The sequence below is a fragment of the Brevundimonas fluminis genome (assembly GCF_003934285.1).
Classification (GTDB): domain Bacteria; phylum Pseudomonadota; class Alphaproteobacteria; order Caulobacterales; family Caulobacteraceae; genus Brevundimonas; species Brevundimonas fluminis.
Genome location: NZ_RQWJ01000004.1, coordinates 394,259 through 419,924 on the forward strand (window position 1 = coordinate 394,259; position 25,666 = coordinate 419,924).

The following is a 25,666-nucleotide window of genomic DNA, read 5'->3' on the forward strand; positions in this document are numbered from 1 at the left end:
CCCGGTCATATGCCATGATCGGCGCCGGCGGAAGATCAGGACGGGGAAGCGACGATGGCCAGGCGACCGACGGGGACGACGCCCCCCCCAGCGGCCGGTCCGCGGAAGCCCGGGCGCCCGACGTCAGCAAAGCCGCGCGGGAAGAGCGCGAAAGCCGCCGCCGACGCCCGGCGGGGGCCTTCCCCCGACGCCACCGCCACCGCCGACGAGGCTCCGCCGGCCGCTCCGCCGCCTCGGCAGCCGTCGGCGGAGAATTCCCGGGAGATGCTCGAGACCCTGTCCATGAACATCGCCCGGGCGGCCATGACGGCGCAGGCGGCGATCGCCGAGGCGGCGCTCAACCAGGCCGATCGCCCCGCCGCCTTGTCGCCCGACCCCTTCAACGTGGGGCCGGCCATGACGCAGGTGATGACCGGCCTGGCCTCACGACCCGAGAAGCTCTTCGCCGCCCAAGCCGATCTGTTCAACCGCTACCTCGACCTGTGGGCCGGCGCGACGCGGCAGGCGGCGGGCGAGACCCCGGCCCCGCCGCCCGCCGACAAACGGTTCAAGGATCCGGCCTGGTCCGAGAATCCCATGTTCGACGTCATGCGGCGGTCGTATCTGATCACCTCCGACTGGATGAATGGCCTGGTTTCGTCCGTCGAGGACGTCGATCCGAGGACGAAGCGCCGCGCCGAGTTCTTCACCAGGCTGCTGACCGACGCCTTCTCCCCGTCCAACTTCCTCGCCTCCAACCCCGCCGCGTTGAAGGCCATGGCGGAGACTAACGGCGAGAGCCTGGTGAAGGGCATGCAGAACTTCGCCGCGGATCTGGAACGCGGCATGGGCAAGCTGAAAATCAGCCAGGCCGACTACGGGCGGTTCGAGGTCGGTGTGAACGTGGCCACCGCGCCGGGCAAGGTCATCTGGCGCGACGAGCTGTTCGAACTCATCCAGTATGACCCCGCCACGGAAAAGCAGCGCGCCATTCCGCTGCTGATCTTCCCGCCCTGGATCAACAAGTTCTACATCCTGGACCTGCAGCCCGGGAACTCGATGATCCGCTGGCTGTCGGCCCAGGGGTTCACCGTCTTCGTCTGTTCGTGGGTCAATCCGGACCGCGACAAGGCCGAATGGGACTTCGACCAGTATCTGGAGAAGGGCATCTACCGCGCCGTCGAAAAGGCGCTGGAGCAGTCGGGAGCCGACAGCCTGAACGCCGTGGGCTACTGCATCGGCGGCACCCTGCTGGGCGCGGCGCTGGCGCACATGGCGGCCACGGGGGACGACCGCGTCAATGCCGCCACGTTCTTCGCCGCCCAGCACGACTTCGCCGAGGCTGGCGACCTGTTGCTGTTCACCGACGAGCACTGGCTGGCCGAGATCGAGAAGAAGATGGACGCCGCCGGCGGCGTGCTGCCCGGCGCGGCCATGGCCGACACGTTCAACGCTTTGCGCGCCAACGACCTGATCTGGTCGTTCTTCGTCAGCAACTATCTGATGGGCAAGGATCCGCCGGCCTTCGATCTCCTGTTCTGGAACGCCGACCAGACGCGGATGCCCAAGGCCCTGCACCTGAACTATCTGCGCAGCATGTACGGCCAGAACCTTCTGTCCAAAGGCGAATTCGAAATCGGAGGAATCAAGGTCGATCTGTCGAACGTGCAGATCCCTCTGTATTTTCAGGCCAGCCGCGAGGATCACATCGCCCCGATGAACTCGGTCTATCGCTCGGCCCGCGCCTTTTCGAACGCCGACGTGACCCTGACGCTCGCGGGATCCGGCCACATCGCGGGCGTGGTCAATCCGCCGTCTGCGAAGAAGTACCAACACTGGCTGAACCCCGACCTGCCCGAGACCCTGGCCGAATGGCAGGCGGGGGCCGAGGAGCGTCCGGGCAGCTGGTGGGAGCATTGGTCCGGCTGGCTGCACGACCGCTCGGGCGGCTGGGTGAAGGCCCGCGACCCCGAAAAGGGCGCATTCCCCCCTCTTGAGTCCGCTCCGGGATCGTATGTGAAAGTGAAGTCTTGAACCGTCTGGAGCCGAACGCCCTCCTCGCCCTGTCCGCCGCATTCGCCCTGCTGCTGGTCGTGCTGACCACGGCGGTTTACGGCCCACCGGTCGCCCTGATCCGGAACCCGCTGCTGGCGATCATCTGCGCCGGCGGCTTCCTGCTGCTGAACCCCGTGTTCGACCGGATGATGAAGCGGCCCGTCCGCGCGCCGCTGATCTCGCCCCGGAACCCCGCGACGGCGGTCTGGGCCGCGCTGTTCCCGATGATGATCCTGATCTGCGCCGCCGTGCCGATCTTCTGGCCCGGCCGCGACTACGGCCTGCTGGTCATCATCGCGGCCGTACTGTTCGGCGCGACGGCGGAGAGCGCGCTGAAGGCCCGTCGGATCTAGCTGGGCCGGAAGTTCAGCGCCGCGCCGTTGTTGCACCAGCGCTTGCCCGTCGGGCGCGGCCCGTCGTCGAAGACATGCCCCTGATGCCCCAGGCAGCGGGCGCAGTGATACTCGGTGCGCGGGACGCCGAGGGCGTAATCGGTCTTCGTGCCGACGTTCGCCTCCATCGCGCGGAAGAAACTGGGCCAGCCCGTGCCGGAATCGTACTTCCAGTCCGACCGGAACAGGGGCAGTTCGCAGCCCTTGCAGACATAGGTCCCGGCGCGCGCCTCGTCGTTCAACGGGCTGGTGAAGGGCCGCTCCGTCGCCTCACGGCGCAGCACGTCGTAGCTGATGCCCGGCAGGCGGCGACGCCATTCCGCCTCGGTCAGATCCCGCCACGGCGAGTCGGCGTACCGGCCGTCCTGGGCGTCCGCTCCGCCCGGCGCGCAGGCCGCGACGGTCAGGGCGGAGGCGCCGGCGAGCAGTCGGCGGCGATCGGTCAGGGTCGGGCTCATGCCCCAGATACGTCGGCATCGCGTGGGGGGTTTCAGGTCAGCCCGGCGCCTTCGTCCAGACCCAGCATCAGGTTCAGGTTCTGCACCGCCGCCCCCGAAGCGCCCTTGCCGAGATTGTCCAGCAGGGCCACCAGCCGGGCCTGCCCGCCGGCACGGTCGCCGAAGACGTGCAGCCGCAGGCGGTTGGTGCCGTTGAGCCCCTCGGGCGTCAGCCCGGTCATCGCCTCCGTCTCCTCCAGCGACGCCACCTCGACGAAACGCGCGCCGGCATAGGCTTCGGTCAGACGGCCGTGGACCACCTCGATCGAGGGCGAGCCCGGCAGGGCCTCCAGATGCAGCGGCGCCTCGACCAGCATGCCCTGGCGGTAGTTTCCGACGGCGGGCGCGAACAGCACGGGGCGCGACAGGCCCGCATGCTTCGTCATCTCCGGCACGTGCTTGTGCGTCAGCGTCAGGCCGTAGGCCCGGAAGGGATCGGGCGTGCCGGCCTCGAACTCCGCGATCATCGCCTTGCCGCCGCCGGAATAGCCGCTGACGGCGTTGACGGTGACGGGGTGGTCCGCCGGCACGATGCCCGCCCGCACCAGCGGCGCGATCAGGGCCAGGAAGCCGGTGGGATAGCAACCGGGGTTCGACACCCGCTTCGCCGCCATGATCCGCTCGCGCCGCTCCGGCGACAGCTCCGGAAAGCCATAGGCCCACATCGGATCGACCCGGAAGGCGGTCGAGGCGTCGATCACCCGGACTTCGGGATTCTCGACCATGGCCACGGCATCGCGGGCCGCGTCGTCCGGCAGGCACAGGATCACCAGATCGGCGCTGTTCAGCGCCTCGCGCCGCGCCTCGACGTCGCGCCGCCGGTCGCCGAGCAGCATCAGTTCCAGATCTGCGCGCGCCTCCAGCCGCTCCCGGATCTCCAGCCCCGTGGTCCCGGCCTCGCCGTCGATGAAGATGGTGTGGGTCATGTCGTCCCTCTCGCCCGAAGGCCGGACGGAAAAAGGGCGCTCCGGTTTCCCGAAGCGCCCCTGAAATCCAAACCGCGTGAGACGGCTTAGCGCTTCGAGAACTGGAAGCTGCGGCGGGCCTTGGCGCGGCCGTACTTCTTGCGCTCGACGACGCGGCTGTCGCGGGTCAGGAAGCCGTGCGGCTTCAGGACCTTGCGCAGTTCCGGCTCATAGTGCGTCAGGGCGTGCGACAGGCCGTGACGGATGGCGCCGGCCTGGCCCGACAGGCCCGAGCCCTCGACGGTGCAGACCACGTCGTACTGCGTGGCGCGGTCTGTGACGTTCAGCGGCTGGGCGACCATCATCTGCAGCACCGGACGCGCGAAGTAGGCGTTCAGCTCCTTGCCGTTGACGGTGATCTTGCCCGAACCCCGCTTCACCCACACGCGGGCGACGGCGTTCTTGCGCTTTCCGGTCGAATAGGCGCGGCCCTGGGCGTCCAGCTTCTGGACGTGGACGGGGGCTTCGGCCTCGACCGTGCCCATGCCCTTCAGGGCGTCGAAGCCGGTCGCGGCCGGCGCTTCGGTGGTGGCGTCGGTCATGCTCAGGCGCTCCGGACGTTCTTGGTCGACTTCGCCTTGAAGTCGATGGTTTCGGGCTTCTGGGCCTCGTGGTCGTGCGTGGCGCCGGCGAACAGGCGCAGGTGCGTCATCTGCTTGCGGGCCAGCGGGCTTTCCTTCGGCAGCATGCGCTCGACGGCCTTCTCCAGCACGCGCTCGGGGAAGCGGCCGCCCAGCACCTTGGCCGGGGTCGTCTCCTTGACGCCGCCCGGGTGACCGGTGTGACGATAGTAGACCTTGTCGGTGTTCTTCTTGCCGGTGAACACCACCTTGTCGACGTTGGTCACGACGACGTAGTCGCCGCAATCCACGTGCGGGGTGTAGGTCGGCAGGTGCTTCCCGCGCAGACGGTTGGCGATGAAGGTCGCGAGGCGGCCCACCACGACGCCTTCGGCGTCGATGTGGATCCACTTCTTCTCGACCTCGGCCGGCTTCAGCGAAGCCGTGGTGCTCTTCAGCATGACGAAGGGTCCAGTGATCGGGATGCGGCTGACCGGAGAGGACCGCCGACGGAAGGCGCGCTGATAGACGAAGCCCCGGCGGACGTCAACGCCATCTGCGTCGCCGATGCGGCACTATCTAGCTGTATATACGACCCTTTTGGATTACGGTATTAAATTACCCCGCGCCGTGCGGCATTCAGGGCTCCGTCCGGACCACAGCTTTCATGGAAACGTGATGATCCCCGCCTCCCCGCGCGGCATAAGCGCGCCATACGCGGAGTCCTGCATGCCCTTCGACCTGATCGACCGTCGCCAGCTTATGGCCACCGGCGCCGCCGGCGTCGCCTTCTCGGGACTCGCTCGCCATGCACGGGCCCAGGAGGGCGAAACCTACGTCAACGAGGTCGAGGGCTATGGTCCGCTGATCAAGGACCCGAACGGCGTGCTCGATCTGCCGGCCGACTTCACCTACGAGGTCGTGTCCCAGGCGGGCGACACGATGGACGACGGCCTGTTCATGCCCGGCCAGCCGGACGGCATGGGCTGCTTCCCCCTGTCGGACCGCGAAGTGGCCCTGGTCTGCAACCACGAGCTCAAAGGCTCCGGCGCGCTGCACCGCAACCTGGGTCCGGGCGGCTTTCATCAGGAACGCCTGCACCTGCTGACGGCGGACCGCGCCTACGACACCTACAAGGACGGCCGCGTCCTGCCGGGCGGCACGACGACGACCGTCTATGACCTCAGGACCCGCAAGGTGATCCGCCGGCACCTGTCGCTCGCCGGCACCTCCACCAATTGCTGCGGCGGCATCACGCCGTGGGGCAGTTGGCTGACCTGCGAGGAAACGGAGGAGACCTCCGCGACCGCCGACGTGACCAAGCCTCACGGCTTCGTCTTCGAGGTGCCCGCCGGCGCGCCGGGTCTGGTCGATCCCGTCCCGCTCAAGGCCATGGGCCGCTTCGAGCATGAAGCCGTCTGCGTCGACCCCGGCACGGGCATCGTCTACCTGACCGAGGACAAGGCCGACGGCCTGTTCTACCGCTTCATCCCGAACGTGCCGGGCAAGCTGGCGGAAGGCGGCAAGCTGCAGGCCATGGTCGTGCGCGGCGCGACCGACACCCGCAACCACGACGCCCGCACCTGGGCCGTCGGCGACTGGGTCCAGGTCGACTGGATCGACATGGAAGACGTCGAGTCCCCCGACGGCGACCTGCGTCTGCGTGGCCACGCCGCCGGCGCGGCCCTCGTGGCGCGCGGCGAGGGCATCTGGTGGGGCAAGGACGAGCTGTACATGACCGCCACCTCGGGCGGTCCGCTGAAGCGCGGACAGGTTCTGCGCTACGTGCCCTCGCCCGAGGAAGGCAAGCGGGGCGAACGCCGCCGGCCGGGCCGCCTGCAGTTGTTCGTCGAGAGCGCCGACGAGAAGACGGTGAACATGGCCGACAACATCACGATCGCGCCGTGGGGCCACCTCATCCTCTGCGAGGACAACTACTCGGAGACGACCCGCAACCACCTCAAGGGCGTGACGCCGAAGGGCAAGGTCTACACCATCGCCCGCAACGTCTTCCGCGGAAACGCAGAGTTCGCCGGCGCCTGCTTCGCGCCGGACCAGACCCTGTTCGTCAACATCATGTATCCCGGCCTGACCCTGGCCATCCGCGGCCCGTGGGAGACGGTCCGCGGCTAGAGCAGCCGCGCGGGCCCGCTGACGAACAGCCGCGGCTGCGACCGCCGCACCAGCCACAGGTTCCACGTCGCGACGCCCAGCACGATCGCCGCCCCCGCCTGGTGCAGGACGCCCAGACCGATCGGCACGGCGTGGACCAGCGTCAGGACGCCGACCAGGGCCTGCAGGCAGATCACGCCAAGCAGGGCGAAGGCCGCCGCGCCCAGTCCTTCCGCCAGCCGCCAGCGCCACGCCTGAACGGCATAGACGAGCGCGCCGATCAGCAGGCCATAGGCCACCGCCCGGTGGTTGAACTGCACCAGTCCCTGATCGTGCAGGAAGGCCAGCCCGCCCTGCGCCCAGTCCACGGGGGGAAAGACAGCGCCGTTCATCATCGGCCAGTCGGTGTAGACCAGCCCCGCCTTGCCGCCCGCGACCAGCCCGCCCAGCAGGCTTTGCAGGAAGACGGCGCCCAGCAGCAGGGCGGCCCCGCGGCTCCATCCGACCGGAGAGCGTGAGGTCTCCTCCCCGTAGAGCGCCTCCAGCCCCGTCCAGATGAGGCCGGCGAAGATCAACAGGGCGAGGCCCAGGTGCGTGGCCAGCCGCTCCGGCGCCACGTCGACGCGCTCCGACAGTCCTGACGAGACCATCCACCAGCCGATCAGGCCCTGCAGCCCGCCCAGCGCCAGCAAGATCGCGCAGCGCCACAGCAGCCGCCGAGGCAGACGGCGCAGGGCGACGAAGACCAGGAACGGCACGGCGAAGGCCACGCCGATGAACCGCCCCAGCTGCCGGTGGATCCATTCCCACCAGAAGATGCCCTGGAACTCCGCCAGGCTCATGCCGGCGTTGACCTCCCGGTACTGGGGGATCTCCTGATACTTTCGGAAGGCTTCCATCCAGTCGGCGTCGTTCATCGGCGGCAGGGCCCCCATGATCGGTTTCCACTCGGTGATCGAAAGGCCCGAGCCGGTCAGACGGGTGATTCCCCCGACGACGACCATGGCGAAGACCAGGGCCGCGACGGTGAACAGCCAGATGGCCACCGCGGGCGCGCGGTCCGGCGTGAAAATACGGTTCATTCGACGCTCGACGTCCGTCACTGTACAAGGCGGTCCGCCCGGCGGGCGACACGACCCGGAGCGGTATGCCCGCCCTTTGGGTCGAGCGCGAGTCGCCGGGCGTCATGTCGCAGAAGGATCGGTCCGCGTGCAGCACCTGGATGTCGTCGTCGCCCTGCTGGCCGTGCTCGGTCTGGCCGTCGTGGCCGATCAGCTGACCGGCCGCCGCAGCCTCGACCAGGCGCTTCTGGCCGGCGGGGTCGGCGCGATCTGCGGCGGCTTCCTGCACGTGCGCGTCTTCGCGCTGGGGAGCATGGACGGCTGGGGCTGGGTGCTGTGGAGCCTGATCGGCGCGGTGCTGTGCCTGCTCGCCCACTTCCTGTTCCGGGGGAAGCGCTGATGCCGCCGCGGGCGCGCCGCGCCGTCGCCAGCCTGGGCGTCGTCGTCTTCCTCGCGCTCTACGTCTGGCTGGCGATCTTCATCGCCGATCGCCTGCCCGACGGGGCCTGGATCGACGCCCTCTACTTCATCCTCGTGGGCACGCTTTGGGGCGTGCCCCTGCTGCCGCTGCTCAAGTGGGCCGAGGGCGGGAAAAAGGACTGACGGCGAACGTCGCGAGCGACCGCCTCGCGAACCGCCTCAAGCGTCGAGCCGCCGCGTGGCGAGCGATGGGGCCGGAAGGGTCAAGGGAAGATGGTCGGAGCGACAGGATTCGAACCTGCGACCCCTTGACCCCCAGTCAAGTGCGCTACCAGGCTGCGCCACGCTCCGAGAGGGGCTCCCTATAGACGGGGCCGCGTCCGGCGCAAACCCCGATCGGAGGAAAAATCCTCAGGCTGACAGCGCCCGGTCCAAGCGCGCCCGCGCGGCCTCCACGCGGGCCAGGGCCACCCGCAGAATGGACAGGTTCGTCGAGGCCTTCACCGGCGCGTGGCCCGGCGGTTCGGGCGCCGCCCCGACCTCTGGTTCCGGCACGGCTCCGTCAGCGACGGCCTTGAGGCCCCGGGTCTTGTGCAGCTTCTGCACGCCGCGAATGGTCATGCCCTCGTCGTGCAGCAGACGCTTCAGTCCGCGCAGCACGGCGAGGTCCTGGGGCCGGTAGAATCGCCGGCCGCCGGCCCGTTTCAAAGGCGTCACGAAGGCGAACTTCGTCTCCCAGAAGCGCAGCACGTGCTGAGGCACGCCGACGTCCTCGGCGGCTTCGGAGATGGTGCGGAAGGCGTCCGGCGCCTTGGCCATGGTCAGACCGCCAGATGGGCGTCGTGAACCCGGCTCTTCATGATCTGCGAAGCGCGGAAGCTGATGACCCGGCGGGGGTTGATCGCCGCCGGCACGCCCGTCTTCGGGTTGCGGCCCATGCGGGCGCGCTTGTCCCGGACCTGGAACACGCCGAAGCCCGACAGCTTGACCGTTTCACCCCGTTCCAGAGCTTCGACGATCAGTTCCAGAGTGCGTTCGACCAACTGGGCGCATTCGGCCCGCGACAGGCCCACCGCGTCATGGACGGCGTCGCACAGGTCGGCGCGGGTGACGGTCTCAGGCGTGGACATCTTCCCTCCCTCGGCCCTTCAGGTCCGCCGACATAAAGAGCCATGCGGACTGATTTTCAAAGGCCAATCTTCGTTTCAGAGGCGAAACGCGCAGGCGCCCCAGGTCAGCCCGCCCCCCATCGCCTCAAGCAGCACCAGGTCTCCCCGCTTGATGCGACCGTCCCGGATCGCCGCGTCCAGCGCCAGCGGAATCGACGCGGCGGAGGTGTTGGCGTGGTCGGCCACGGTCGACACCACCTTGTTCTCGTCCAGCCCCAATCGCTCGCCCACACCGCGGATGATCCGCTGATTGGCCTGATGCGGCACGAACCAGTCGACCTCCGACACCTCGACGCCCGCCGCGGCGGCCGCGGAGGTCACCGCCTCGGCGATGTTCACGACGGCGTGGCGGAAGACCTGATTGCCGGCCATCCTCAGATGACCGACCGTCCCGGTGGTCGAGGGCCCGCCGTCGACGTACAGCAGGTCCGTCTTGGTGCCGTCGCTTCGCAGGGAGAAGCCCAGGATGCCGCGGTCGGCCGGCGTTCCCTGACCTTCCACCGGCTCCAGCACCACGGCGCCCGCGCCGTCGCCGAACAGGACGCAGGTGGACCGGTCGGTCCAGTCCATCAGGCGGGACATCTCTTCGGCGCCGATGACCAGGGCGCATTTCGCATGACCCCGCGCGACGAAGCCGTCGGCCACGCTGATGGCGTAGACGAAGCCCGTGCACACGGCCTGCACGTCGAAGGCGATGCACGTCGGGGCGAGGATCTTGCGCTGCACGATCGACGCCGTCGACGGGAAGGTCATGTCCGGCGTCGTCGTGGCCACGATGATCAAATCGACGTCCGCCGGAGTTTTCCCGGCGGCGGCCAGCGCCTTTCTGGCGGCTTCGACGGCCAGATCGCTGGTCGGTTGATCGTCGGCCGCGCGATGACGTTGCCGGATGCCGGTCCGTTCCTGGATCCACTCGTCGGAGGTGTCGACGATCTCCGACAGTTCGGCGTTCGTCACGACCCGTTCGGGCAGATAGGCGCCCACGCCGGTCACGGCGCTGCGGATGACGCTCACTGGGACTTCTCCTCGGCATCGGCGGCCGGCGCGGCGAGCACGGAGGTCAACTGGCTCAGGTTCTGACCGACCTTCTCGAGATAATCGCTTCGCGCCAGATCGACGGCGATCCGCACGGCGTTCGAGAAACCCTTTGCGTCCGCCCCGCCATGGCTCTTCACGACGATGCCGTTCAGGCCCAGGAGCGGCCCGCCGTTGATGGCGCTGGGGTCGATCCGCTGGCGCATGCGCTTCAGCGCCGGCAGCGCGAGGAGAGCGCCCGTCCGCGCCATCACGCCGGACGTCAGGGCGCCCTTGAACTGGGCGAAGATGTAGCGGGCGACGCCCTCGGCCGTCTTCAGGGCGATGTTGCCGGTGAAGCCGTCTGTGACCACCACGTCCACCGTGCCCTTGGCGATGTCGTCGCCCTCGACGAAGCCCTTGTAGGCGAGACCGAAGCCGCCCTCTCGCAGCAGGCGTGCCGCCTCGCGCACCGACTCATGACCCTTCATGTCCTCGGAGCCGACGTTCAGGATGCCGATGGTGGGGCGTTTCACGCCGTGGACCGCCCCGACGAACGCCTCGCCCATGATGGCGAACTCGACCAGTTGCTCGGCGTCGCTCTCGACGTTGGCGCCCACGTCCAGCACGGCGGTGATGCCGCCCTTCATGTTCGGCCAGCTGGCCACGATGGCCGGTCGCTCCAGGCCATGCGCCGACATGCGCAGGATCAGTTTCGAGATGGCCATCAGGGCGCCGGTGTTTCCGGCCGACACGACGGCGTGCGCCTCTCCGGACTTCACCGCCTCGATGGCGTTCCACAGGCTGGAGCCCTTGCCCCGACGCATGGCCTGGGCCGGCTTCTCGTCCATGGCCACGACCTTGTCGGAATGCCGGACCTCCACCGCGCCGGCGGCTTCGCCGACCTTGTCCAGCTCGGCCCGGATCGCCGCCTCGTCGCCATGCAGCAGGAAGCGCGCCTCCGTCGCCGGGTGACGGCGCCGCCAGGCCACGACCGCGGGCACCGTCACGGACGGTCCGTGGTCCCCGCCCATGGCATCGACGGAAATGGTCAGCATGTCAGGCAAGCCTTTGAGCCTCCTTCGGCTCGTGTCCGGCGCGGGCGGCGGACGATACCGGCGCGCCCGCTGTATGCAAGCGTGCGACGCGAGGTCAAGTTTCCGACGCGTCGCCGCCGGTCCTCAAGCCCTTCAGGACGGCGAAGGGCGATATTTCCGCCGACTCTTCCGGCTGCACGAATTCGGCGCCGGGCGCGCGCGGGAAGGGGTCGAGCGCGAGACTCAGCTGTTCGACGGCATGGTGTCCCAGATCGATCTGTCCGCCCTCGATCACGTCGGCCCCGTCGTCCTCCAGGGACACCTCGACCTCGCCGCCTCCCGCCTCGTCGGCCTCGACCAACCGGACGGTGAAGGCTTCGTCGACCGTCGCGGGCAGCGGGGTCAGCGTCAGGCCGCAGCGCTGGATCACCTCCGCCTTCACCCTCCCCTTCAGCAGCCAGCCGAACTCGGCGGGCGCCAGCGTGAGTTCCGTCGAGAAGGCGTCCACCGCCTGGAGATCCAGCCATCTGGCGATCGCCTTGCGCTCGGCCTCGTCGGCTTCAAGGACACGGGTCACGCCGACGCCGACCTGGTGGAGGCGAACGGGGCGGCTGAAGGGATGTTGCTGGCTCACGGGACGACCTCCGGCCAGTCGGGCCCCTGAATCAGCGAACCCAACTCCTGCGCCGCAAGAGCGTCACGCGCGGCGAGGGCATAGCTCGCCAAAGCTTCACCGGCCGTCGCGGTCTCCGGCGCGACGTTGCGCGCCAGGGCGGCCCCCAGGTCGACGCCCGCCTCGCCCTTCAGTCCGGGCTCATAGGCCGACATCCGGCCGTACACCTGTTCGCTCAGCTTGCGCATCTTCTTGGCCACCGACAGATCGCCGACGCCCAGTTCGCGCAGGTCGTTGTCCAGCGCCGAGACGAAGACGTCGAACAGCCGCTGGGCAAGCTCGCGGCCCTCCTCGCCGTGTTCCTGCAGACGCAGGATCAGCAACTGGACGTGAAGCACGTACAGCTCGAACCGGGCGTCGATGCGGTCCGCGACGCCCAGGACGGCGTAGAACCGCGGATCACGGGCCTGGGCCACCGCGTGGGCGTACAGTCGATCGGCCGCGTCGGGTCGGCTTTTCAGCCCCAGAAGTCTCTTCAGCATGGTCGGCGGCCCCTTTTCCGCCGCGGCGTTGAACTAGGACGGCGCACGGGCTAGGTCAAAGCCTGCAACTCCGCACATGGACGTTTCATGTACCGCATCCTGACCGCTTCGGCCCTCGGCGCTCTGGCCCTGACCGCTTCCGCGTGCGCGCCGGTGATCGGCGTCCACGGCTATCAGGCGGTCGACGCCGTCCCGGCCGACGTCGTCGTGGGCACGGACACCAAGACCAGCGTCCGCGACCGTCTCGGCACGCCCTCGGCCACCTCCCTCTTCGAGGGCGACGACATCTGGTACTACATCAGCCAGACGACCGAGAAATACACCTTCAATCTGCCGCAGGTGTCCCAGCGCTCGGTGACCGAGATCGTCTTCCAGGGCGATCAGGTCGCGGCCGTCCGCGTTCTCGGCCTGGATGACGGCCGCGACGTCCGCATGAACCGCAACGAGACGCCGACCCGCGGCCGTGAGCTGACGATTCTCGAACAGCTGCTGGGCAACGTCGGCCGCGGCCAGCTGCCGCGGACGGACCAGGACGCGCCCGGCCAACGCCGCCCGGACTGATCCGGGCCGCCTCCACCCTTGCCGTCAACGCAAGGCAGAAGGCCCCGGAGATCGCTCTCCGGGGCCTCTTTCCTGTTTGAGCGGTGGCTCAGATCCCCAGCTTGCCGCTGGCCAGAACCGCAAGCAGCAGCAGGGCCACGATGTTGGTGATCTTGATCATCGGGTTCACCGCCGGACCGGAGGTGTCCTTGTAGGGATCGCCCACCGTGTCGCCGGTGACCGCGGCCTTGTGGGCTTCGGAGCCCTTGCCGTGGACCACGCCGTTGCGGTCGGTGAAGCCCTCCTCGATCACCTTCTTGGCGTTGTCCCACGCGCCGCCGCCCGAGGTCATCGAGATGGCCACGAACAGACCGGTCACGATCACGCCCATCAGCATGGCGCCCAGGGCGGCGAAGGCGTCGGCCTTTTCCGTGGCGGGCAGCATCAGCACGACCGTGAACAGCACGATCGGCGACAGCACCGGCAGCAGCGAGGGCACGATCATCTCCTTGATCGCGGCCGAGGTCAGGATGTCCACGGCCTTGCCGTATTCCGGCTTCACCTCACCGGTCATGATGCCCGGGTTCTCGCGGAACTGGCGACGGACCTCCGCCACGACCGATTCGGCGGCGCGTCCCACCGCCGTCATCGACATGCCGCCGAACAGGAAGGGCAGCAGGCCCCCGAACAGCAGGCCCACGACGACGTAGGGGTTGGCCAGGTCGAAGGCGACAGGCCCCAGACCGTCGAAGAAGCTGCCCGGCAGGGCCTCCGCCGAGAAGTGCTTCAGATCCTCGGTGTAGGCGGCGAAGAGCACCAGGGCGCCCAGGCCGGCCGAACCGATGGCATAGCCCTTGGTCACGGCCTTGGTGGTGTTGCCCACGGCGTCCAGGGCGTCGGTCGAATGACGCACTTCCGGCGGAAGGCCCGCCATCTCGGCGATGCCGCCGGCGTTGTCGGTGACTGGGCCGAAGGCGTCCAGCGCCACGATCATTCCCGCCACGCCCAGCATGGTCGTGGTGGCGATGGCGATGCCGAACAGGCCGGCCAGCTGGTAGGTGACGACGATGCCGACGATGATGACCAGGGCCGGAAGCGCCGTGGCCTCCAGCGACATGGCCAGGCCCTGGATCACGTTGGTGCCGTGACCCGAGACCGAGGCGTTGGCCACCGACTTCACCGGGCGATAGTTGGTGCCGGTGTAGTATTCGGTGATGACCACGATCAGGGCGGTCACCACCAGACCGACCATGCCGGCCCAGAACAGGTTCATCGGCTCGATGACCAGCCCGCCCGACGTGGTGACCGGGCCGAGCAGGTCCTGCCCCTGCAGGAACTGGAACAGGCCGAACACGGCCGCCGCGGACAGCACCCCGGTGACGATCAGGCCCTGGTACAGGGCGCCCATGATGTTCTGGCTCTTGCCCAGACGGACGAAGAAGGCGCCGATGATCGAGGTGACGATGCAGACCGCGCAGATCAGCAGCGGGAGCAGCATCATGACGTCGACGTACGGCTGGCCGCGGAAGAAGATGGCGGCCAGAACCATGGTGGCCACGGTGGTCACCGCATAGGTCTCGAACAGGTCGGCGGCCATGCCGGCGCAGTCGCCGACGTTGTCTCCCACGTTGTCGGCGATGGTCGCGGCGTTGCGGGGATCGTCCTCGGGGATGCCCGCCTCGACCTTGCCCACCATGTCGCCGCCCACGTCGGCGCCCTTGGTGAAGATGCCGCCGCCCAGTCGGGCGAAGATGGAGATCAGCGAGGCGCCGAAGCCCAGCGCAACCAGACCGTCGATGACCTCCCGGCTGGTGCCCTCGAAGCCCATGCCGACGGTCAGCAGGGCATAGTAGCCCGCCACGCCAAGCAGGGCGCCGCCGGCCACGAACATGCCGGTCACCGCGCCCGAGCGGAACGCCAGATCCAGACCCCGCGCGAGGCTCTCGCTGGCGCCCTGCGCCGTGCGCACGTTGGCGCGAACCGAGATCAGCATGCCGGCGAAGCCCGCGGCGCCCGACAGCACGGCGCCGATCAGGAAGCCGATCGCGGCCCACTGGCCGATCAGCAGCCAGGCGGCGATCAGGATGACCACCCCGACCATGCCGATGGTCATGTACTGGCGGCGCAGATAGGCGCTCGCGCCTTCCTGGATGGCCGCGGCGATCTCGCGCATCCGGTCGTTGCCGGTCGAGGCTTTGAGAAGACTGGCGGTCTGGACGGCGCCGTAAAGCACCCCCAGCGCGCCTGCGGCTATGACCAGCCACAGATAGTTCGTCATGGCGTTTCCAAGTCCTGTGATGCAAAGCGCCCGGACCCTTGGCGCGGCGGGTCCTCAGGACCTTCTTCCGCCTTCCGGTCCCCCCGTGCGCGACGGACGCGGACGATGCGTCCTTGGGGAATTGCGGCGAAACCGTGCCATCACGGAACGCGGCGCGCAAGCCGCCGGATGAACGCCGTTCAGGAGGGCCGCACGCCCGTGCGGCGACGCGGGGACTGGCTGACGATCTCGACCCGCGCGACCTGCCGGGCGCCGGCGATGCGGGTTGCGGACTGGAGCAGGGAGGCGGACATGGCGCGGGAATCCAGGCGGGTCCAGTCGTCCGCCAGGGTGAAGGGCGTCCGGTGCGCCGCGCGGACCAGCGCGTCGCGGAAGAAGGCGTCCTTGTTGCGGATCGCCGCCGCGTCCGCGCCGCGCGACAGGTGGAGGCGCAGACTGACGAACACGTAGTTGCGCACCCTTCCGCCCGAGATGACCGGCAGGCCCACGCCGGCGATGCTGACGTTCGCGCTCTCCTCCTCGCCTCCCGCGCGGGCAGGCGGGGCGAGGCCCAGGACGGCGGCGGCGGTCAGGAGGCTGCGGCGGATCATGCGGCGCAGCTTGACCGGCGCGCGTTGCAATTCCGTTGACTCACCCGTGGGTGAAGCCGGGCTTCGAGATTCCGACCGGCCTGCCGCCCCAGCGCGCGGTCACGCCCCGGCCCGGCGTGAACCGCCCCAGCTTCGTCAGCCGCAGGTGCAGCCGCTCCGCCTCCCGCCGCAGTGCGGTCTCGGCCGACGGCGGGGCGGCGAAGGCGATCTCGTAGTCGTCGCCGCCCGTGGCCAGGTCGACCAGGGCGCCTTCGGGATCCACCCGCCCCTGGAACCAGGCGTCGGCGGCGGCCGACAGCGGCAGCGGCTCCAGGTCCAGCTCGACGGCCAACCCGGAGGCCGCGGCGACGCGGCCGACGTCGGCGATCAGGCCGTCGGAGACGTCGACCGAGGCGGTGGCGTGGGCGCGGATCGCGTCGACGAACTCAAGCCGGGGCGTCGGGCGGCGATAGCGGTCGGCCAGGGCGGCGACCCGCTCGACCTCCAGAGGAAGGCGGTCCTGCGCGGCCAGCAATCCGAGCCTCCCGTCGCCGATCGTGCCGGTGACGAAGAGCAGGTCGCCCGGCCGGGCCCCGGCGCGGCCGACCGCCCTGCCCTTGGGCGTCCAGCCCAGCAGGGTCGCGGAGAAGCTCAGCGGCCCCGGCGTCGACACGGTGTCTCCGCCCATCAGGGCGACGCCGAACGTCTTCTGGTCCGCCCGCAGCCCGTCGCAGAAGGCCATCCGCTCAGGCCAGCCGCAGCGCGGCGACCAGGCGCAGGTGAGCAGGTATCCGAACGGCTCGGCCCCCTTGGCGGCCAGATCCGACAGGTTCACCCTCAGCAGCTTCTGCGCGACCGCCTCCAGCGGGTCGTCGGCGAGGAAGTGCACGCCCTCGACGATCGCGTCCTGGGTCAGGACCAGGTCGTGGCCCGGCCGTGACGGCAGCACCGCGACGTCGTCGGTCAGGCCGCGCGCGTAGTCAGGGTGGGCCAGCGGCCGGAGCAGCCGCTCGATCGTCTCGAACTCGCCGGCGACGTCAATCGCGGGCATCGCGGGCGACGCCGTCCAGAGCGGCGTTGACGAACCTCGCCTCGGCCTCGTCGAAGAAGGCCTTGGCCAGCTCGACGTACTCGTCGATCACGATCTCGCGCGGCACCTCCGTCTTCTCGCGGAGCTCCCACGCGCCGGCGCGCAACAGCGCCCGCACCGTGGAATCGAGCCGCTCCAGCTTCCAGCCGCTGGCCAGACGCTTCGTCACCGCGGCGTCGATCGCGGACTGTCCGGACACGACGCCGCGCAGCAGGTCGGCGAACCATTCCTCGTCCGCCTCGGCGAGGGTCAGGCCCTCGATGTCGCGGTCGAAGCGGTGCCGGGTGAACTCGTCGATGACGGTCTCGACCCCCTCTCCCGCCAGTTCCATCTGGTAGAGCGCCTGCACGGCCGCGAGGCGGGCGACGGTGCGCGCGCGCCGCTGACGCCCCGTCAGACCCTTCTCGGCCTTGGCCTTCTCCGCCTCTTCCAACTGGGCCATGACGGCCGAAAGGCTGTTGGGTTCGCTCATCCGTTCAGTCCCACGCGCAGCCGCCTCCTCAGGTCGATCAGGTCCAGGCAGGCGCGCGCGGCGAAGCCGCCCTTGTCGCCCTCGCTGCGCCGGGCCCGGGCCCAGGCCTGATCCTCATCCTCGGTCGTCAGCACCCCGTTGCCGACGCACAGCCCCTTCAGACCCAGCTGCATGATCCCCGCGGCGGACTGATCCGCCACGATCTCAAAATGATAGGTCTCGCCCCGGATCACGGTTCCGAGCGCGACGTAGCCGTCATAGCGCGGCGCCGTCGGATAGCGGCCGGCCTCTTCGGCAAGGGCGATGGCGGGCGGGATCTCCAGGGCGCCCGGCACGGTGATCACGTCATACGCCACGTCGCGCGCGCGCAGGGCGTCGGTCGCCCCATCAAGCAGGGCGTCGGCCAGGTCGCCATAGAACCGCGCCTCGACCACGAGGACGCGCAGGGGTTCGCTTACGATCGGTCTTCTCCGTCCATGTCGCGCCAACCGACGATGCGCAGGCCGTAGCCCTCCAGCGCGGTGGGATTGGGGCGGGTGGAGCTCATCACCACCATGTCCCGCACGCCCAGATCCAGCAGGATCTGCGCCCCGACGCCGTAGTTGCGCAGCGACCGTTCGACCGCCTTCGGCTTCTCGACGTTGGCCAGCCGCTCGGCCAGACCCTGCAGCTCTGGATCGCGCAGGAAGACCATGACGGCGGGGCCGGCATGGTCGCTCAGCGCGCGCATCGCCTGCGGCACATAGTTCTGGCGCGCCTCGACGTGGCCCAGGATGTCCGCGGCGAAGTCGACCTGATGCATCCGCACCAGCGTCGGCTTGCCGGCCTCGACCTTGCCCTTGACCAAAGCGATGTGCTCGGTCCCCTCGATGGCGTTCCGGTACAGCATCAGCCGGAACGGCCCGCCGTGGACGCTGTCGAACGGCGCGTCCATCACCCGTTCCACGAACCGCTCGGTGCGGCGGCGATGGGCGATCAGGTCGGCGATGGTGCCGATCTTCAGGCCGTGCAGCTGGGCGAAGGCGACCAGGTCGGGCATCCGCGCCATGGTGCCGTCGTCGTTCATGATCTCGCAGATCACGCCGGCGGGGGTCAGGCCGGCCATGCGGCTGATGTCGACGGCCGCCTCGGTGTGGCCGGTCCGGACGAGCACGCCGCCGTCGCGCGCCACCAGCGGGAAGACGTGGCCGGGCGTGACGATGTCGTCGGGGCCTTTCGTCGGGTCCGACGCGACCTGAACCGTGCGCGCGCGGTCGGCCGCGCTGATGCCGGTCGTGACCCCATCCTTCGCCTCGATCGAGACGGTGAAGGCCGTGCCCATGCTCTCGCGGTTCTCGGCCGACATGGGCGGGAGGCGCAGTTGCCGGGCCCGCTCCTGGGTGATGGCGAGGCAGATGAGCCCGCGGGCATGGCGGGCCATGAAGTTGATCTGGTCCGGCGTGGCGAATTGCGCCGGGATGATGACGTCGCCCTCGTTCTCCCGGTCCTCGGCGTCGACGAGGATGTAGGGCCGCCCGTTGCGGGCGTCCTCCAGAATGTCCTCGATGGGGCTGATGGGGCTGTCGTTCACGTTTGCGGCCAGGACGGAAGTCATCACGCGGTCTCCTGCCACCGCGCGAGGTATCGCGCCAGCATGTCGATCTCCAGATTGACGCGATCGCCGGCCTTCAGCCCCCCCAGCGTCGTGTGATCCCAGGTGTGCGGGATCAGGTTGACGCCGAACCGGCGTCCCTCGACCTCGTTGACCGTCAGGGACACCCCGTCGACGGTGATCGAGCCCTTGGCCGCGACATAGCGGTGCAGCGGCGGCGGCGCCTCGAAGGTGACCCGGTGCGACCCGCCTTCGGGCTCCACGGACACGACGGCGCCGACGCCGTCGACGTGGCCCGAGACCACGTGCCCGCCCATTTCGTCGCCCAGCCGCGCCGCGCGCTCCAGATTGACGCGATCGCCCTCGGCCCAGGCCCCCAGCGTGGTCTTCGACAGGGTTTCGTTGGAGACCTCGACGGCGAACCAGCCCTGGCCCTTCTCCACCACGGTCAGGCAGCAGCCCGCGTGGCTGATCGAGGCGCCCAGATCGATGCCGGAGACGTCCCAGGCGGTCTCGATCTCATAGCGACGATCGCGATCGGTCTGCGAAACCGCACGCACCCTGCCGACGTCGGTGACGATGCCGGTGAACATCAGCGATCCGGACTGAAAGAACAGGGTCCGGACAGTCCGGAGAGTCCGGATCCAGTCATCGCAGCGCCTCGTACCGTTCCCACAGGTCGTCGCCCACGGACTGGACGTCGAGGCGTCGGAACTTGGGGGCGTCGGCCAGGTTTGCAAGCGCCAGCGCCGCGACGCAGGGCCGCCCCTCGGCCCCCAGCAGGATCGGCGCGCGGAACCACCACAGGGCGTCGACCGCGCCGGCGGCCACGAAGGCGGCGGCCACGCGCCCTCCCCCCTCGACCATCAGCGTCCGGACGCCGCGTTCGGCAAGGGTGTCGAGCACCGCCGGGACGGCGGGGCGTCCCTGCGCGTCGGCCGCCACGCGCACGACCTCGGCGCCACCGAGTGGCCGGGGCTCGGCCGTAGTCAGAATCAGCGTCCCCTCGCGGGCGAGATTGGCCCCCGCGGGCGTGCGCAAGCGGCTGTCCAGCACAACACGGACTGGATCAGGACCTGGCTCATCCCCGGGCAGACGGGTGGTCAGACGCGGATCGTCGGCCAGCACCGTCTCGACGCCGACGAGAATGGCGTCGCTTCCGGCGCGCAGCCGGTGGCCGAGGTTTCGAGCCTCGGGGCCCGTGATCCAGCGGCTCTCGCCGGAAGCCGTGGCGATGCGTCCGTCCAGTGACGTCGCCAGTTTCAGGGTGACGCGCGGGCGCATCAGCCCTCGTCCAGTCCCTCGTCGCCGAGGAAGCGGGCGAAGTCGCCCGTGTGGCGGAAGTCCTTGTAGACCGAAGCGTAGCGGACGTAGGCCACCTCATCGACGCCCTTCAGCGCCTTCATGATGAAGTCGCCGACGACGCTGGAGGCGATTTCCGTCTCGCCCAGACTCTCCAGCTGGCGCGTGATGCGGCTGACCAGCTGTTCGATCTGCTCCGGCTGGACCGGCCGCTTGCGCAGGGCGATGCGCAGGGAGCGCTCCAGCTTGTCGCGGTCGAACGGCGTGCGGCGCCCGTTGCGCTTCAGGATCATCAGTTCGCGAAGCTGCACGCGCTCGAAGGTGGTGAAGCGCCCCTCGCACGACGGGCACGACCGACGGCGCCGGATGGCCGCGCCGTCGTCGGACGGCCGGCTGTCCTTCACCTGGGTGTCGGCGTTTCCGCAGAAGGGGCACTTCATCGTCAGCTCATCCGTAGATCGGGAAGCGCGCGGTCAGGGCCCGCACCTCGCCGGCGACGCGCCGCGACACGGCCGGATCGGCCTCGTCGCCGCCCTTCATCGAGTCCACCACGTCGGCGATCCAGTGGCCGACCTGTTTGAACTCCGCCTCGCCGAAGCCGCGCGTGGTGCCGGCGGGGGTGCCCAGCCGGACGCCCGAGGTCACGGTGAAGGGCGCGGTGTCGAACGGCACGCCGTTCTTGTTGCAGGTCATCAGGGCGTGCTCGAGCTGCAGCTCGGTCGCCTTGCCCGTCACGCCCTTGGGGCGCAGGTCGACCAGAACGATGTGGCTGTCGGTGCCGCCCGAGACGACCGCCAGACCGCGCTCGATCAGCACGGCCGACAGCGCCCGGGCGTTGGCCACCACCTGGCGGGCATAGGCCTTGAACTCCGGCTTCAGCGCCTCGCCGAAGGCCACGGCCTTGGCGGCGATGACGTGCTCAAGCGGCCCGCCCTGCAGTCCGGGGAAGACCGCCGAGTTGATCTTCTTGCCCAGCTCCAAGTCGTTGGACAGGATCATGCCGCCGCGCGGGCCGCGCAGGGTCTTGTGGGTCGTCGTGGTGACCACATGGGCGTGGGGGATCGGGCTGTCGTAGGCGCCGCCGGCGATCAGGCCGGCGTAGTGTGCCATGTCGACCATCAGATATGCGCCCACCTCGTCCGCGATCTCGCGGAAGCGTTTGAAGTCGATCTGACGCGAATAGGCGGACGCGCCGGCGATGATCAGCTTCGGCTTCTCGGCCCGCGCCATCTCGGCCACGTGATCGTAGTCGATCAGGTGATCGTCCTCGCGGACCTTGTAGGTGACCGGCCGGAACCACTTGCCCGACTGGTTGGCCGGGCTGCCGTGCGTCAGGTGCCCGCCGCAGGCTAGGTCCATGCCCAGGAAGACGTCGCCCGGCTGAAGCAGGCTCATGAACACGGCCTGATTGGCCTGGGCGCCCGAGTGCGGCTGCACGTTGGCGAACGCGCAGCCGAAGAGCTCCCTGGCCCGTTCGCGCGCCAGGTTCTCGGTCACGTCGACGTACTCGCAGCCCCCGTAGTAGCGGCGGCCCGGATAGCCCTCGGCGTATTTGTTGGTCAGGACCGAGCCCTGCGCCTGCAGCACCGCCCTGGAGACGATGTTCTCCGACGCGATCAGCTCGATCTGCTCCTGCTGACGCGAGAGCTCGCCCTCGATGCCCTTGAAGATCTCCGGGTCGGCGGCGGCCAGATCGGTCGAGAAGAAGGCGTCGCGGGCGGAGGCGGTCACGGGCGGAAATCCTGGGGAGAAATCGACGGTCAGGCTTTCTAGGCCCGGCCGTCGTTCACCACAACATCTTGCGCCCGTGCGGGCTCATAGCCCCAGCTTCGCCTTCAGGATCTCGTTCACCGCGGCGGGGTTGGCCTTGCCGCCGGTGGCCTTCATGACCTGACCGACGAACCAGCCGACGGCCTGGGGCTTTTCGGCGACGGCGGCGGCCTTGTCCGGGTTGGCGGCGATGATGTCGTCGACGGCCTTTTCGATCGCCCCGGTGTCGGTCACCTGCCTCAGGCCGTGCTTCTCGACCACCTCGGCGGGCGAGCCCTCGCCGTTCCAGACGTGGTCGAACACCTCCTTGGCGATCTTGGACGAGATGACGCTCGTCTCGATCAGCTCGACCAGCTGCGCCAGGTGGGCCGCCGGCAGGGTGTTCTCGGAGAAATCGCGCCCGTCCGCCGCCAGACGCGCCGACAGTTCGTTCGTGACCCAGTTGGCGACCAGCTTGGCGTCGCGCCCCCTGGCGGCCTCCTCGAAATAGTCCGCCTTGGCCTGTTCGGAGATCAGCACCACCGCATCGTACTGCGACAGGCCGTACTGGCTCATCAGCCGGCGGCGCTTGTCGTCCGGCAGCTCGGGCAGCGAGGCCTTGATGCCGTCGATCCACGCCTGTTCGATCTCCAGCGGCAGCAGGTCCGGATCGGGGAAGTAGCGATAGTCCATCGCCTCCTCCTTGGACCGCATCGACCGCGTCTCGCCGGCGGTGGGGTCGTACAGCCGCGTCTCCTGATCGACCTTGCCCCCGTCCTCCAGAATCTCGATCTGGCGGCGCGCCTCGTAGTTGATGGCCTGGGCGATGAAGCGGAACGAGTTGACGTTCTTGATCTCGCAGCGCGTGCCGAGATGCGAGAAGTCGCCCGTCGCCTTGAACCGGTCGTAACCGCCTTCGCGGCAGACCGAGACGTTCACGTCGGCGCGCAGGTTGCCCTTCTCCATGTCGCCGTCGCAGGTGCCCAGGTACATCAGGATGGTCCTGATCTTCTTGACGTAGGCGACCGCCTGCTCCGGCGTGCGGATGTCGGGCTTGGAGACGATCTCCATCAGCGCCGTGCCCGCACGGTTCAGGTCGACGTAGCTCTCGCTGGGCGACAGGTCGTGGATCAGCTTGCCGGCGTCCTGCTCCAGGTGCAGCCTTTCGATGCCGACGTCGAAGAACTCGCCGTCCTCGCCCTCGACCTCGACGACGCCCTCGCCGACGATCGGGTGGAACAGCTGGCTGATCTGATAGCCGGTCGGCAGGTCGGGATAGAAATAGTTCTTCCGGTCGAACTGGCTGAAGGTGTTGATCCTGGCCCGCAGGCCCAGCCCCGTCCGCACCGCCTGCTCGACGCAGAAGCGGTTCAGGACCGGCAGCATGCCGGGGAAGCCCGCGTCGACCAGCGACACCTGCTCGTTCGGCCCGGCCCCGAAGCCGACGGCGGCGCCCGAGAACAGCTTGGAGTTCGACGCCACCTGGGCGTGGATCTCCAGCCCCATGACGATTTCCCACGGGCCCGTGCGGCCCTGGATCAGTTTGGATTTGGCGGCGGCGTCGGTCATGGCCGCTGATTAGCGTCCCCGGCGACGAAGGGGAACATTCGTCTTGAGCCCGTCGCATATCCGCGCTCAATCTTGGACCACCATCGGGGAGACCATCATGACCAAGATCGCCGCCGCCTTCGCCGCGCTCGCCGTTCTGGCCGGCGCCGCGCCCGCCGCCCAGGCCCTTCCGGCCGTGCCCGCCGTCCAGGACGCCAAGCCGAACATCGGCTGGACCATCGGCGAGCTGCTGGAGAACGAGAAGGCCGCCGCCGTGCTGGAGAAGCATCTTCCCGGCATCGCCGACCATCCGGCCCGGCCCCAGTTCGAGGGCATGACGCTGGAGCAGGTCGCGCCGCTGTCCGACGGCCAGGTCACCCAGGAGATGATCGACGCGATCGACGCCGACCTGAAGGCGCTGCCGGCCGACTGATCAGCCGGTGACGACCGAGGGGGCCTCTCGCCCGAGCAGGTCCCCGACGTCGGCGAAGGCGCGCGACGTCGCCGACAGGGCGTCTAGGTCCGCCGCGGCATCGGCGTCCGCCCGCTCTGGCGGCAGGTAGGTCTCGAGGTAGACCCGCAGCGTCGCGCCCGAGGACCCGGTGCCCGACAGGCGGTAGGTGATGCGCGCGTCGGGGCTCAGCATGACGCGCACGCCCTGCCCGGCCGCGCCGGCCCCGTCGACGGGGTCGACGTAGGCGAAGTCGTCGGCGCGCACGACGCTGAACGGCCCCGACGCCCGTCCGGCCGCGTCGTCCAGCCGCCCCCTCAGGGCCTGCATGAAGGCCTCGGCCGGGCCGGTCTCCAGCCCCTCGTAGTCCTCCCGGCGGTAGGCGTCGCGGCCGAAGCGGGTCCAGTGACGCATCACCAGCTCGCGGACGCCCACGCCTTCGGCCGCCAGAAGGTTAAGCCAGAACAGCACGGCCCAGAGGCCGTCCTTTTCGCGCACATGGTTCGAGCCCGTGCCGAAGCTCTCCTCGCCGCACAGGGTGATGCGGCCGGCGTCCATCAGGCTGACGAACCATTTCCAGCCGGTCGGGGTCTCGAAGCAGTCGACGCCCAGCGCCCTCGCGACCCGATCCGCGGCCCGCGCGGTCGGCATGGAGCGCGCCACCCCCGCCACGCCGCCCGCATAGGCGGGCACGCGGTCCGCCAGCGCCGTCAGGATCGCCAGGCTGTCGCCCGGCGAGACCACGAAGCCGCCTGGGCCGACGATCATGTTGCGGTCGCCGTCGCCGTCCGACGCCGCGCCGAAGTCCAGGGCGTCTGGCCCGGTCATCGCCGCCATCAGCCCGGGCGCATGCTCGGGATGGGGGTCCGGATGGCCGCCGCCGAAGTCGGGCAGCGGCGTCGCGTTCATCACCGTTCCGGCCGGGGCGCCCAGCCGGCGCTCGAGCAGCTCGGTCGCATAGGGGCCCGTCACCGCGTGCATGGCGTCGAACCGCATGCGGAAGCCCGAGGCGAGCAGTCCCCGGATCGCCGGGAAGTCGAACAGACTTTCCATCAGATCGGCGTAGGCCGTGACCGGATCGATCACCTCGACCGCACAGCCGCCGACGCGCGTTTCGCCGAGACGGTCCAGATCGATCTCGCCGTCCGTCTCGACGCGCCAGTCGGCCAGGGCCTTCGACCGCGCGAAGATCGCTTCCGTGAGGCTCTCGGGCGCGGGGCCGCCGGAGGCGGTGTTGTATTTCACCCCGAAGTCGCCGTCCGGGCCGCCGGGATTGTGGCTGGCCGACAGGATCACCGCGCCCTGGGCCCCGGTCGCGCGCACCAGATTCGACGCGGCCGGCGTGGACAGGAGCGCGCCGCGCCCCACCTTCACGCGGGCGTATCCGGCCGCCGCGGCCATGCGGACGACGGTCTCCGCCGCCTCACGGCCGAAGAACCGACCGTCCCCGCCGACGATCAGGGTCGCGCCCGGGTCCGGAGGATCGCACTCCAGGATCGCCTGGACGAAGGCCTGCAGATAGCCGGGCTGCATGAACCGGCGCGTGGACTTGCGCAGTCCGGACGTGCCGGGCCTCTGGTCGTCGAAGGGCGTGACGGCGTGGACGGCGATGGGCAATTGCGGCTCCGGCGGCGGTCGTGGACGCGGGCCGAACGCGCAC

30 protein-coding genes and 1 tRNA gene are annotated in these 25,666 nt (G+C 69.4%); 7 read left to right on the forward strand and 24 right to left on the reverse strand.

Annotation, left to right across the window (positions count from 1 at the left end):
- The first annotated feature begins 54 nt into the window (after window positions 1-54).
- Together phaC and EFJ44_RS10930 are read left to right on the forward strand one after the other, a co-directional pair.
- Window positions 55-2,013: a class I poly(R)-hydroxyalkanoic acid synthase gene (phaC, locus tag EFJ44_RS10925; protein ID WP_125257237.1), complete on the forward strand. Its 1,959-nt coding sequence runs from the start codon at window positions 55-57 to the stop codon at window positions 2,011-2,013.
- Entirely contained in the window at window positions 2,010-2,387 is a 378-nt protein-coding gene (locus EFJ44_RS10930) for a hypothetical protein (protein ID WP_125257238.1), read from the forward strand. The genes phaC and EFJ44_RS10930 overlap by 4 nt, the downstream gene beginning before the upstream one ends.
- Here the strand turns inward: EFJ44_RS10930 and msrB are convergent.
- From msrB to rplM, 4 genes are all read right to left on the reverse strand, one after another.
- Window positions 2,384-2,884, reverse strand: a complete 501-nt coding sequence (gene msrB, locus EFJ44_RS10935; RefSeq protein ID WP_125257239.1) for a peptide-methionine (R)-S-oxide reductase MsrB — start codon at window positions 2,882-2,884, stop codon at window positions 2,384-2,386. The two genes, EFJ44_RS10930 and msrB, sit on opposite strands and share 4 nt — an antisense overlap.
- A 32-nt stretch (window positions 2,885-2,916) precedes the next feature.
- Window positions 2,917-3,849 carry an N-acetyl-gamma-glutamyl-phosphate reductase gene (argC, locus tag EFJ44_RS10940; protein ID WP_125257240.1) on the reverse strand — a complete coding sequence of 311 codons (933 nt, stop codon included), beginning with the start codon at window positions 3,847-3,849 and terminating at the stop codon, window positions 2,917-2,919.
- 86 nt (window positions 3,850-3,935) lie between these two features.
- Complete coding sequence (gene rpsI / locus EFJ44_RS10945) at window positions 3,936-4,430, reverse strand: 30S ribosomal protein S9 (RefSeq protein ID WP_125257241.1); 495 nt, start codon at window positions 4,428-4,430, stop codon at window positions 3,936-3,938.
- Between the two features lie 2 nt (window positions 4,431-4,432).
- On the reverse strand, window positions 4,433-4,906 hold the full coding sequence (gene rplM / locus EFJ44_RS10950) for a 50S ribosomal protein L13 (RefSeq protein ID WP_206426913.1): 474 nt from the start codon (window positions 4,904-4,906) through the stop codon (window positions 4,433-4,435).
- Between the two features lie 271 nt (window positions 4,907-5,177).
- Between rplM and EFJ44_RS10955 the strand changes: the two genes are divergently transcribed.
- Window positions 5,178-6,581: an alkaline phosphatase PhoX gene (locus tag EFJ44_RS10955; RefSeq protein ID WP_125257243.1), complete on the forward strand. Its 1,404-nt coding sequence runs from the start codon at window positions 5,178-5,180 to the stop codon at window positions 6,579-6,581.
- Here EFJ44_RS10955 and EFJ44_RS10960 read toward each other — a convergent pair.
- Window positions 6,578-7,642, reverse strand: coding sequence for a COX15/CtaA family protein (locus EFJ44_RS10960; protein ID WP_125257244.1), 1,065 nt, complete (start codon window positions 7,640-7,642; stop codon window positions 6,578-6,580). The genes EFJ44_RS10955 and EFJ44_RS10960 overlap by 4 nt on opposite strands.
- Before the next feature lie 127 nt (window positions 7,643-7,769).
- Here EFJ44_RS10960 and EFJ44_RS10965 point away from each other — a divergent pair, with 127 nt between their 5' ends.
- Both EFJ44_RS10965 and EFJ44_RS10970 read left to right on the forward strand, forming a co-directional pair.
- Complete coding sequence (locus EFJ44_RS10965; RefSeq protein ID WP_125257245.1) at window positions 7,770-8,021, forward strand: transglycosylase; 252 nt, start codon at window positions 7,770-7,772, stop codon at window positions 8,019-8,021.
- Complete coding sequence (locus tag EFJ44_RS10970; RefSeq protein WP_125257246.1) at window positions 8,021-8,224, forward strand: DUF2842 domain-containing protein; 204 nt, start codon at window positions 8,021-8,023, stop codon at window positions 8,222-8,224. Before EFJ44_RS10965 ends, EFJ44_RS10970 begins: the two co-directional genes overlap by 1 nt.
- A gap of 91 nt (window positions 8,225-8,315) precedes the next feature.
- On the opposite strand, the gene EFJ44_RS10975 is transcribed toward EFJ44_RS10970, so the two are convergent.
- The 7 genes from EFJ44_RS10975 to EFJ44_RS11005 all read right to left on the reverse strand — a co-directional run bounded on the left by EFJ44_RS10975 (window position 8,316) and on the right by EFJ44_RS11005 (window position 12,416).
- Window positions 8,316-8,392 (reverse strand) — tRNA-Pro (locus EFJ44_RS10975).
- A gap of 60 nt (window positions 8,393-8,452) precedes the next feature.
- A complete protein-coding gene (locus tag EFJ44_RS10980) occupies window positions 8,453-8,860 on the reverse strand; it encodes a MerR family transcriptional regulator (protein WP_125257247.1) in 408 nt (135 codons plus the stop codon).
- Window positions 8,861-8,862: 2 nt separating this feature from the next.
- On the reverse strand, window positions 8,863-9,171 hold the full coding sequence (locus EFJ44_RS10985) for an integration host factor subunit alpha (protein WP_125257248.1): 309 nt from the start codon (window positions 9,169-9,171) through the stop codon (window positions 8,863-8,865).
- 75 nt (window positions 9,172-9,246) lie between these two features.
- Window positions 9,247-10,224, reverse strand: coding sequence for a beta-ketoacyl-ACP synthase III (locus tag EFJ44_RS10990; protein WP_125257249.1), 978 nt, complete (start codon window positions 10,222-10,224; stop codon window positions 9,247-9,249).
- A complete protein-coding gene (plsX, locus tag EFJ44_RS10995) occupies window positions 10,221-11,282 on the reverse strand; it encodes a phosphate acyltransferase PlsX (protein WP_125257250.1) in 1,062 nt (353 codons plus the stop codon). The genes EFJ44_RS10990 and plsX overlap by 4 nt, the downstream gene beginning before the upstream one ends.
- 94 nt (window positions 11,283-11,376) lie before the next feature.
- Window positions 11,377-11,895 carry a YceD family protein gene (locus EFJ44_RS11000; protein ID WP_125257251.1) on the reverse strand — a complete coding sequence of 173 codons (519 nt, stop codon included), beginning with the start codon at window positions 11,893-11,895 and terminating at the stop codon, window positions 11,377-11,379.
- Window positions 11,892-12,416 carry a ubiquinol-cytochrome C chaperone family protein gene (locus EFJ44_RS11005; RefSeq protein ID WP_125257252.1) on the reverse strand — a complete coding sequence of 175 codons (525 nt, stop codon included), beginning with the start codon at window positions 12,414-12,416 and terminating at the stop codon, window positions 11,892-11,894. Before EFJ44_RS11005 ends, EFJ44_RS11000 begins: the two co-directional genes overlap by 4 nt.
- Window positions 12,417-12,503: 87 nt before the next feature.
- Between EFJ44_RS11005 and bamE the strand changes: the two genes are divergently transcribed.
- The gene (bamE, locus tag EFJ44_RS11010) at window positions 12,504-12,977 is read left to right on the forward strand and encodes an outer membrane protein assembly factor BamE domain-containing protein (RefSeq protein ID WP_125257253.1); all 474 of its coding nucleotides are present in this window, start codon (window positions 12,504-12,506) and stop codon (window positions 12,975-12,977) included.
- Between the two features lie 88 nt (window positions 12,978-13,065).
- Here the strand turns inward: bamE and EFJ44_RS11015 are convergent, their stop codons facing one another.
- The 11 genes from EFJ44_RS11015 to gatB all read right to left on the reverse strand — a co-directional run bounded on the left by EFJ44_RS11015 (window position 13,066) and on the right by gatB (window position 23,576).
- Complete coding sequence (locus EFJ44_RS11015; protein WP_125257254.1) at window positions 13,066-15,234, reverse strand: sodium-translocating pyrophosphatase; 2,169 nt, start codon at window positions 15,232-15,234, stop codon at window positions 13,066-13,068.
- A gap of 179 nt (window positions 15,235-15,413) precedes the next feature.
- Window positions 15,414-15,824 carry a hypothetical protein gene (locus EFJ44_RS11020; protein WP_125257255.1) on the reverse strand — a complete coding sequence of 137 codons (411 nt, stop codon included), beginning with the start codon at window positions 15,822-15,824 and terminating at the stop codon, window positions 15,414-15,416.
- A gap of 40 nt (window positions 15,825-15,864) precedes the next feature.
- Window positions 15,865-16,854, reverse strand: coding sequence for a thiamine-phosphate kinase (gene thiL, locus EFJ44_RS11025; protein WP_125257256.1), 990 nt, complete (start codon window positions 16,852-16,854; stop codon window positions 15,865-15,867).
- The gene (gene nusB, locus EFJ44_RS11030) at window positions 16,841-17,365 is read right to left on the reverse strand and encodes a transcription antitermination factor NusB (RefSeq protein ID WP_125257257.1); all 525 of its coding nucleotides are present in this window, start codon (window positions 17,363-17,365) and stop codon (window positions 16,841-16,843) included. The genes thiL and nusB overlap by 14 nt, the downstream gene beginning before the upstream one ends.
- Window positions 17,362-17,799 carry a 6,7-dimethyl-8-ribityllumazine synthase gene (gene ribH / locus EFJ44_RS11035; protein ID WP_241209766.1) on the reverse strand — a complete coding sequence of 146 codons (438 nt, stop codon included), beginning with the start codon at window positions 17,797-17,799 and terminating at the stop codon, window positions 17,362-17,364. The genes nusB and ribH overlap by 4 nt, the downstream gene beginning before the upstream one ends.
- Before the next feature lie 20 nt (window positions 17,800-17,819).
- Window positions 17,820-18,959 carry a 3,4-dihydroxy-2-butanone-4-phosphate synthase gene (ribB, locus tag EFJ44_RS11040; protein ID WP_125257471.1) on the reverse strand — a complete coding sequence of 380 codons (1,140 nt, stop codon included), beginning with the start codon at window positions 18,957-18,959 and terminating at the stop codon, window positions 17,820-17,822.
- Window positions 18,959-19,549 (reverse strand): riboflavin synthase, encoded by a 591-nt coding sequence (locus tag EFJ44_RS11045; protein ID WP_125257258.1) that lies wholly within the window; start codon window positions 19,547-19,549, stop codon window positions 18,959-18,961. Before EFJ44_RS11045 ends, ribB begins: the two co-directional genes overlap by 1 nt.
- 55 nt (window positions 19,550-19,604) lie before the next feature.
- Complete coding sequence (locus EFJ44_RS11050; RefSeq protein ID WP_125257259.1) at window positions 19,605-20,240, reverse strand: RibD family protein; 636 nt, start codon at window positions 20,238-20,240, stop codon at window positions 19,605-19,607.
- Window positions 20,240-20,698 carry a transcriptional regulator NrdR gene (gene nrdR / locus EFJ44_RS11055; RefSeq protein WP_125257260.1) on the reverse strand — a complete coding sequence of 153 codons (459 nt, stop codon included), beginning with the start codon at window positions 20,696-20,698 and terminating at the stop codon, window positions 20,240-20,242. Before nrdR ends, EFJ44_RS11050 begins: the two co-directional genes overlap by 1 nt.
- Before the next feature lie 7 nt (window positions 20,699-20,705).
- Window positions 20,706-21,989, reverse strand: coding sequence for a serine hydroxymethyltransferase (gene glyA / locus EFJ44_RS11060; RefSeq protein WP_125257261.1), 1,284 nt, complete (start codon window positions 21,987-21,989; stop codon window positions 20,706-20,708).
- A gap of 84 nt (window positions 21,990-22,073) precedes the next feature.
- Window positions 22,074-23,576, reverse strand: a complete 1,503-nt coding sequence (gene gatB, locus EFJ44_RS11065; RefSeq protein ID WP_125257262.1) for an Asp-tRNA(Asn)/Glu-tRNA(Gln) amidotransferase subunit GatB — start codon at window positions 23,574-23,576, stop codon at window positions 22,074-22,076.
- A gap of 97 nt (window positions 23,577-23,673) precedes the next feature.
- On the opposite strand from gatB, the gene EFJ44_RS11070 reads away from it, so the two are divergent.
- Window positions 23,674-23,988 (forward strand): hypothetical protein, encoded by a 315-nt coding sequence (locus EFJ44_RS11070; RefSeq protein ID WP_125257263.1) that lies wholly within the window; start codon window positions 23,674-23,676, stop codon window positions 23,986-23,988.
- On the opposite strand, the gene EFJ44_RS11075 is transcribed toward EFJ44_RS11070, so the two are convergent.
- The gene (locus EFJ44_RS11075) at window positions 23,989-25,623 is read right to left on the reverse strand and encodes an alpha-D-glucose phosphate-specific phosphoglucomutase (protein ID WP_206426903.1); all 1,635 of its coding nucleotides are present in this window, start codon (window positions 25,621-25,623) and stop codon (window positions 23,989-23,991) included. It abuts the gene before it with no gap.
- Window positions 25,624-25,666: the final 43 nt, after the last annotated feature.

What these genes read in the sequence shown, in the direction of transcription:
- gatB (WP_125257262.1), bottom strand. Translation starts at nt 23,576, where the DNA reads ATGACCGACGCCGCCGCCAAATCCAAACTGATCCAGGGCCGCACGGGC.
- EFJ44_RS10960 (WP_125257244.1), bottom strand. Translation starts at nt 7,642, where the DNA reads ATGAACCGTATTTTCACGCCGGACCGCGCGCCCGCGGTGGCCATCTGG.
- argC (WP_125257240.1), bottom strand. Translation starts at nt 3,849, where the DNA reads ATGACCCACACCATCTTCATCGACGGCGAGGCCGGGACCACGGGGCTG.
- plsX (WP_125257250.1), bottom strand. Translation starts at nt 11,282, where the DNA reads ATGCTGACCATTTCCGTCGATGCCATGGGCGGGGACCACGGACCGTCC.
- EFJ44_RS11045 (WP_125257258.1), bottom strand. Translation starts at nt 19,549, where the DNA reads ATGTTCACCGGCATCGTCACCGACGTCGGCAGGGTGCGTGCGGTTTCG.
- EFJ44_RS11015 (WP_125257254.1), bottom strand. Translation starts at nt 15,234, where the DNA reads ATGACGAACTATCTGTGGCTGGTCATAGCCGCAGGCGCGCTGGGGGTG.
- nrdR (WP_125257260.1), bottom strand. Translation starts at nt 20,698, where the DNA reads ATGAAGTGCCCCTTCTGCGGAAACGCCGACACCCAGGTGAAGGACAGC.
- thiL (WP_125257256.1), bottom strand. Translation starts at nt 16,854, where the DNA reads ATGCCCGCGATTGACGTCGCCGGCGAGTTCGAGACGATCGAGCGGCTG.
- ribB (WP_125257471.1), bottom strand. Translation starts at nt 18,959, where the DNA reads ATGACTTCCGTCCTGGCCGCAAACGTGAACGACAGCCCCATCAGCCCC.
- bamE (WP_125257253.1), top strand. Translation starts at nt 12,504, where the DNA reads ATGTACCGCATCCTGACCGCTTCGGCCCTCGGCGCTCTGGCCCTGACC.
- EFJ44_RS11005 (WP_125257252.1), bottom strand. Translation starts at nt 12,416, where the DNA reads ATGCTGAAGAGACTTCTGGGGCTGAAAAGCCGACCCGACGCGGCCGAT.
- phaC (WP_125257237.1), top strand. Translation starts at nt 55, where the DNA reads ATGGCCAGGCGACCGACGGGGACGACGCCCCCCCCAGCGGCCGGTCCG.
- EFJ44_RS11070 (WP_125257263.1), top strand. Translation starts at nt 23,674, where the DNA reads ATGACCAAGATCGCCGCCGCCTTCGCCGCGCTCGCCGTTCTGGCCGGC.
- nusB (WP_125257257.1), bottom strand. Translation starts at nt 17,365, where the DNA reads ATGAGCGAACCCAACAGCCTTTCGGCCGTCATGGCCCAGTTGGAAGAG.
- EFJ44_RS11020 (WP_125257255.1), bottom strand. Translation starts at nt 15,824, where the DNA reads ATGATCCGCCGCAGCCTCCTGACCGCCGCCGCCGTCCTGGGCCTCGCC.
- EFJ44_RS10980 (WP_125257247.1), bottom strand. Translation starts at nt 8,860, where the DNA reads ATGGCCAAGGCGCCGGACGCCTTCCGCACCATCTCCGAAGCCGCCGAG.
- EFJ44_RS10955 (WP_125257243.1), top strand. Translation starts at nt 5,178, where the DNA reads ATGCCCTTCGACCTGATCGACCGTCGCCAGCTTATGGCCACCGGCGCC.
- EFJ44_RS10970 (WP_125257246.1), top strand. Translation starts at nt 8,021, where the DNA reads ATGCCGCCGCGGGCGCGCCGCGCCGTCGCCAGCCTGGGCGTCGTCGTC.
- rpsI (WP_125257241.1), bottom strand. Translation starts at nt 4,430, where the DNA reads ATGACCGACGCCACCACCGAAGCGCCGGCCGCGACCGGCTTCGACGCC.
- msrB (WP_125257239.1), bottom strand. Translation starts at nt 2,884, where the DNA reads ATGAGCCCGACCCTGACCGATCGCCGCCGACTGCTCGCCGGCGCCTCC.
- EFJ44_RS10985 (WP_125257248.1), bottom strand. Translation starts at nt 9,171, where the DNA reads ATGTCCACGCCTGAGACCGTCACCCGCGCCGACCTGTGCGACGCCGTC.
- EFJ44_RS11050 (WP_125257259.1), bottom strand. Translation starts at nt 20,240, where the DNA reads ATGCGCCCGCGCGTCACCCTGAAACTGGCGACGTCACTGGACGGACGC.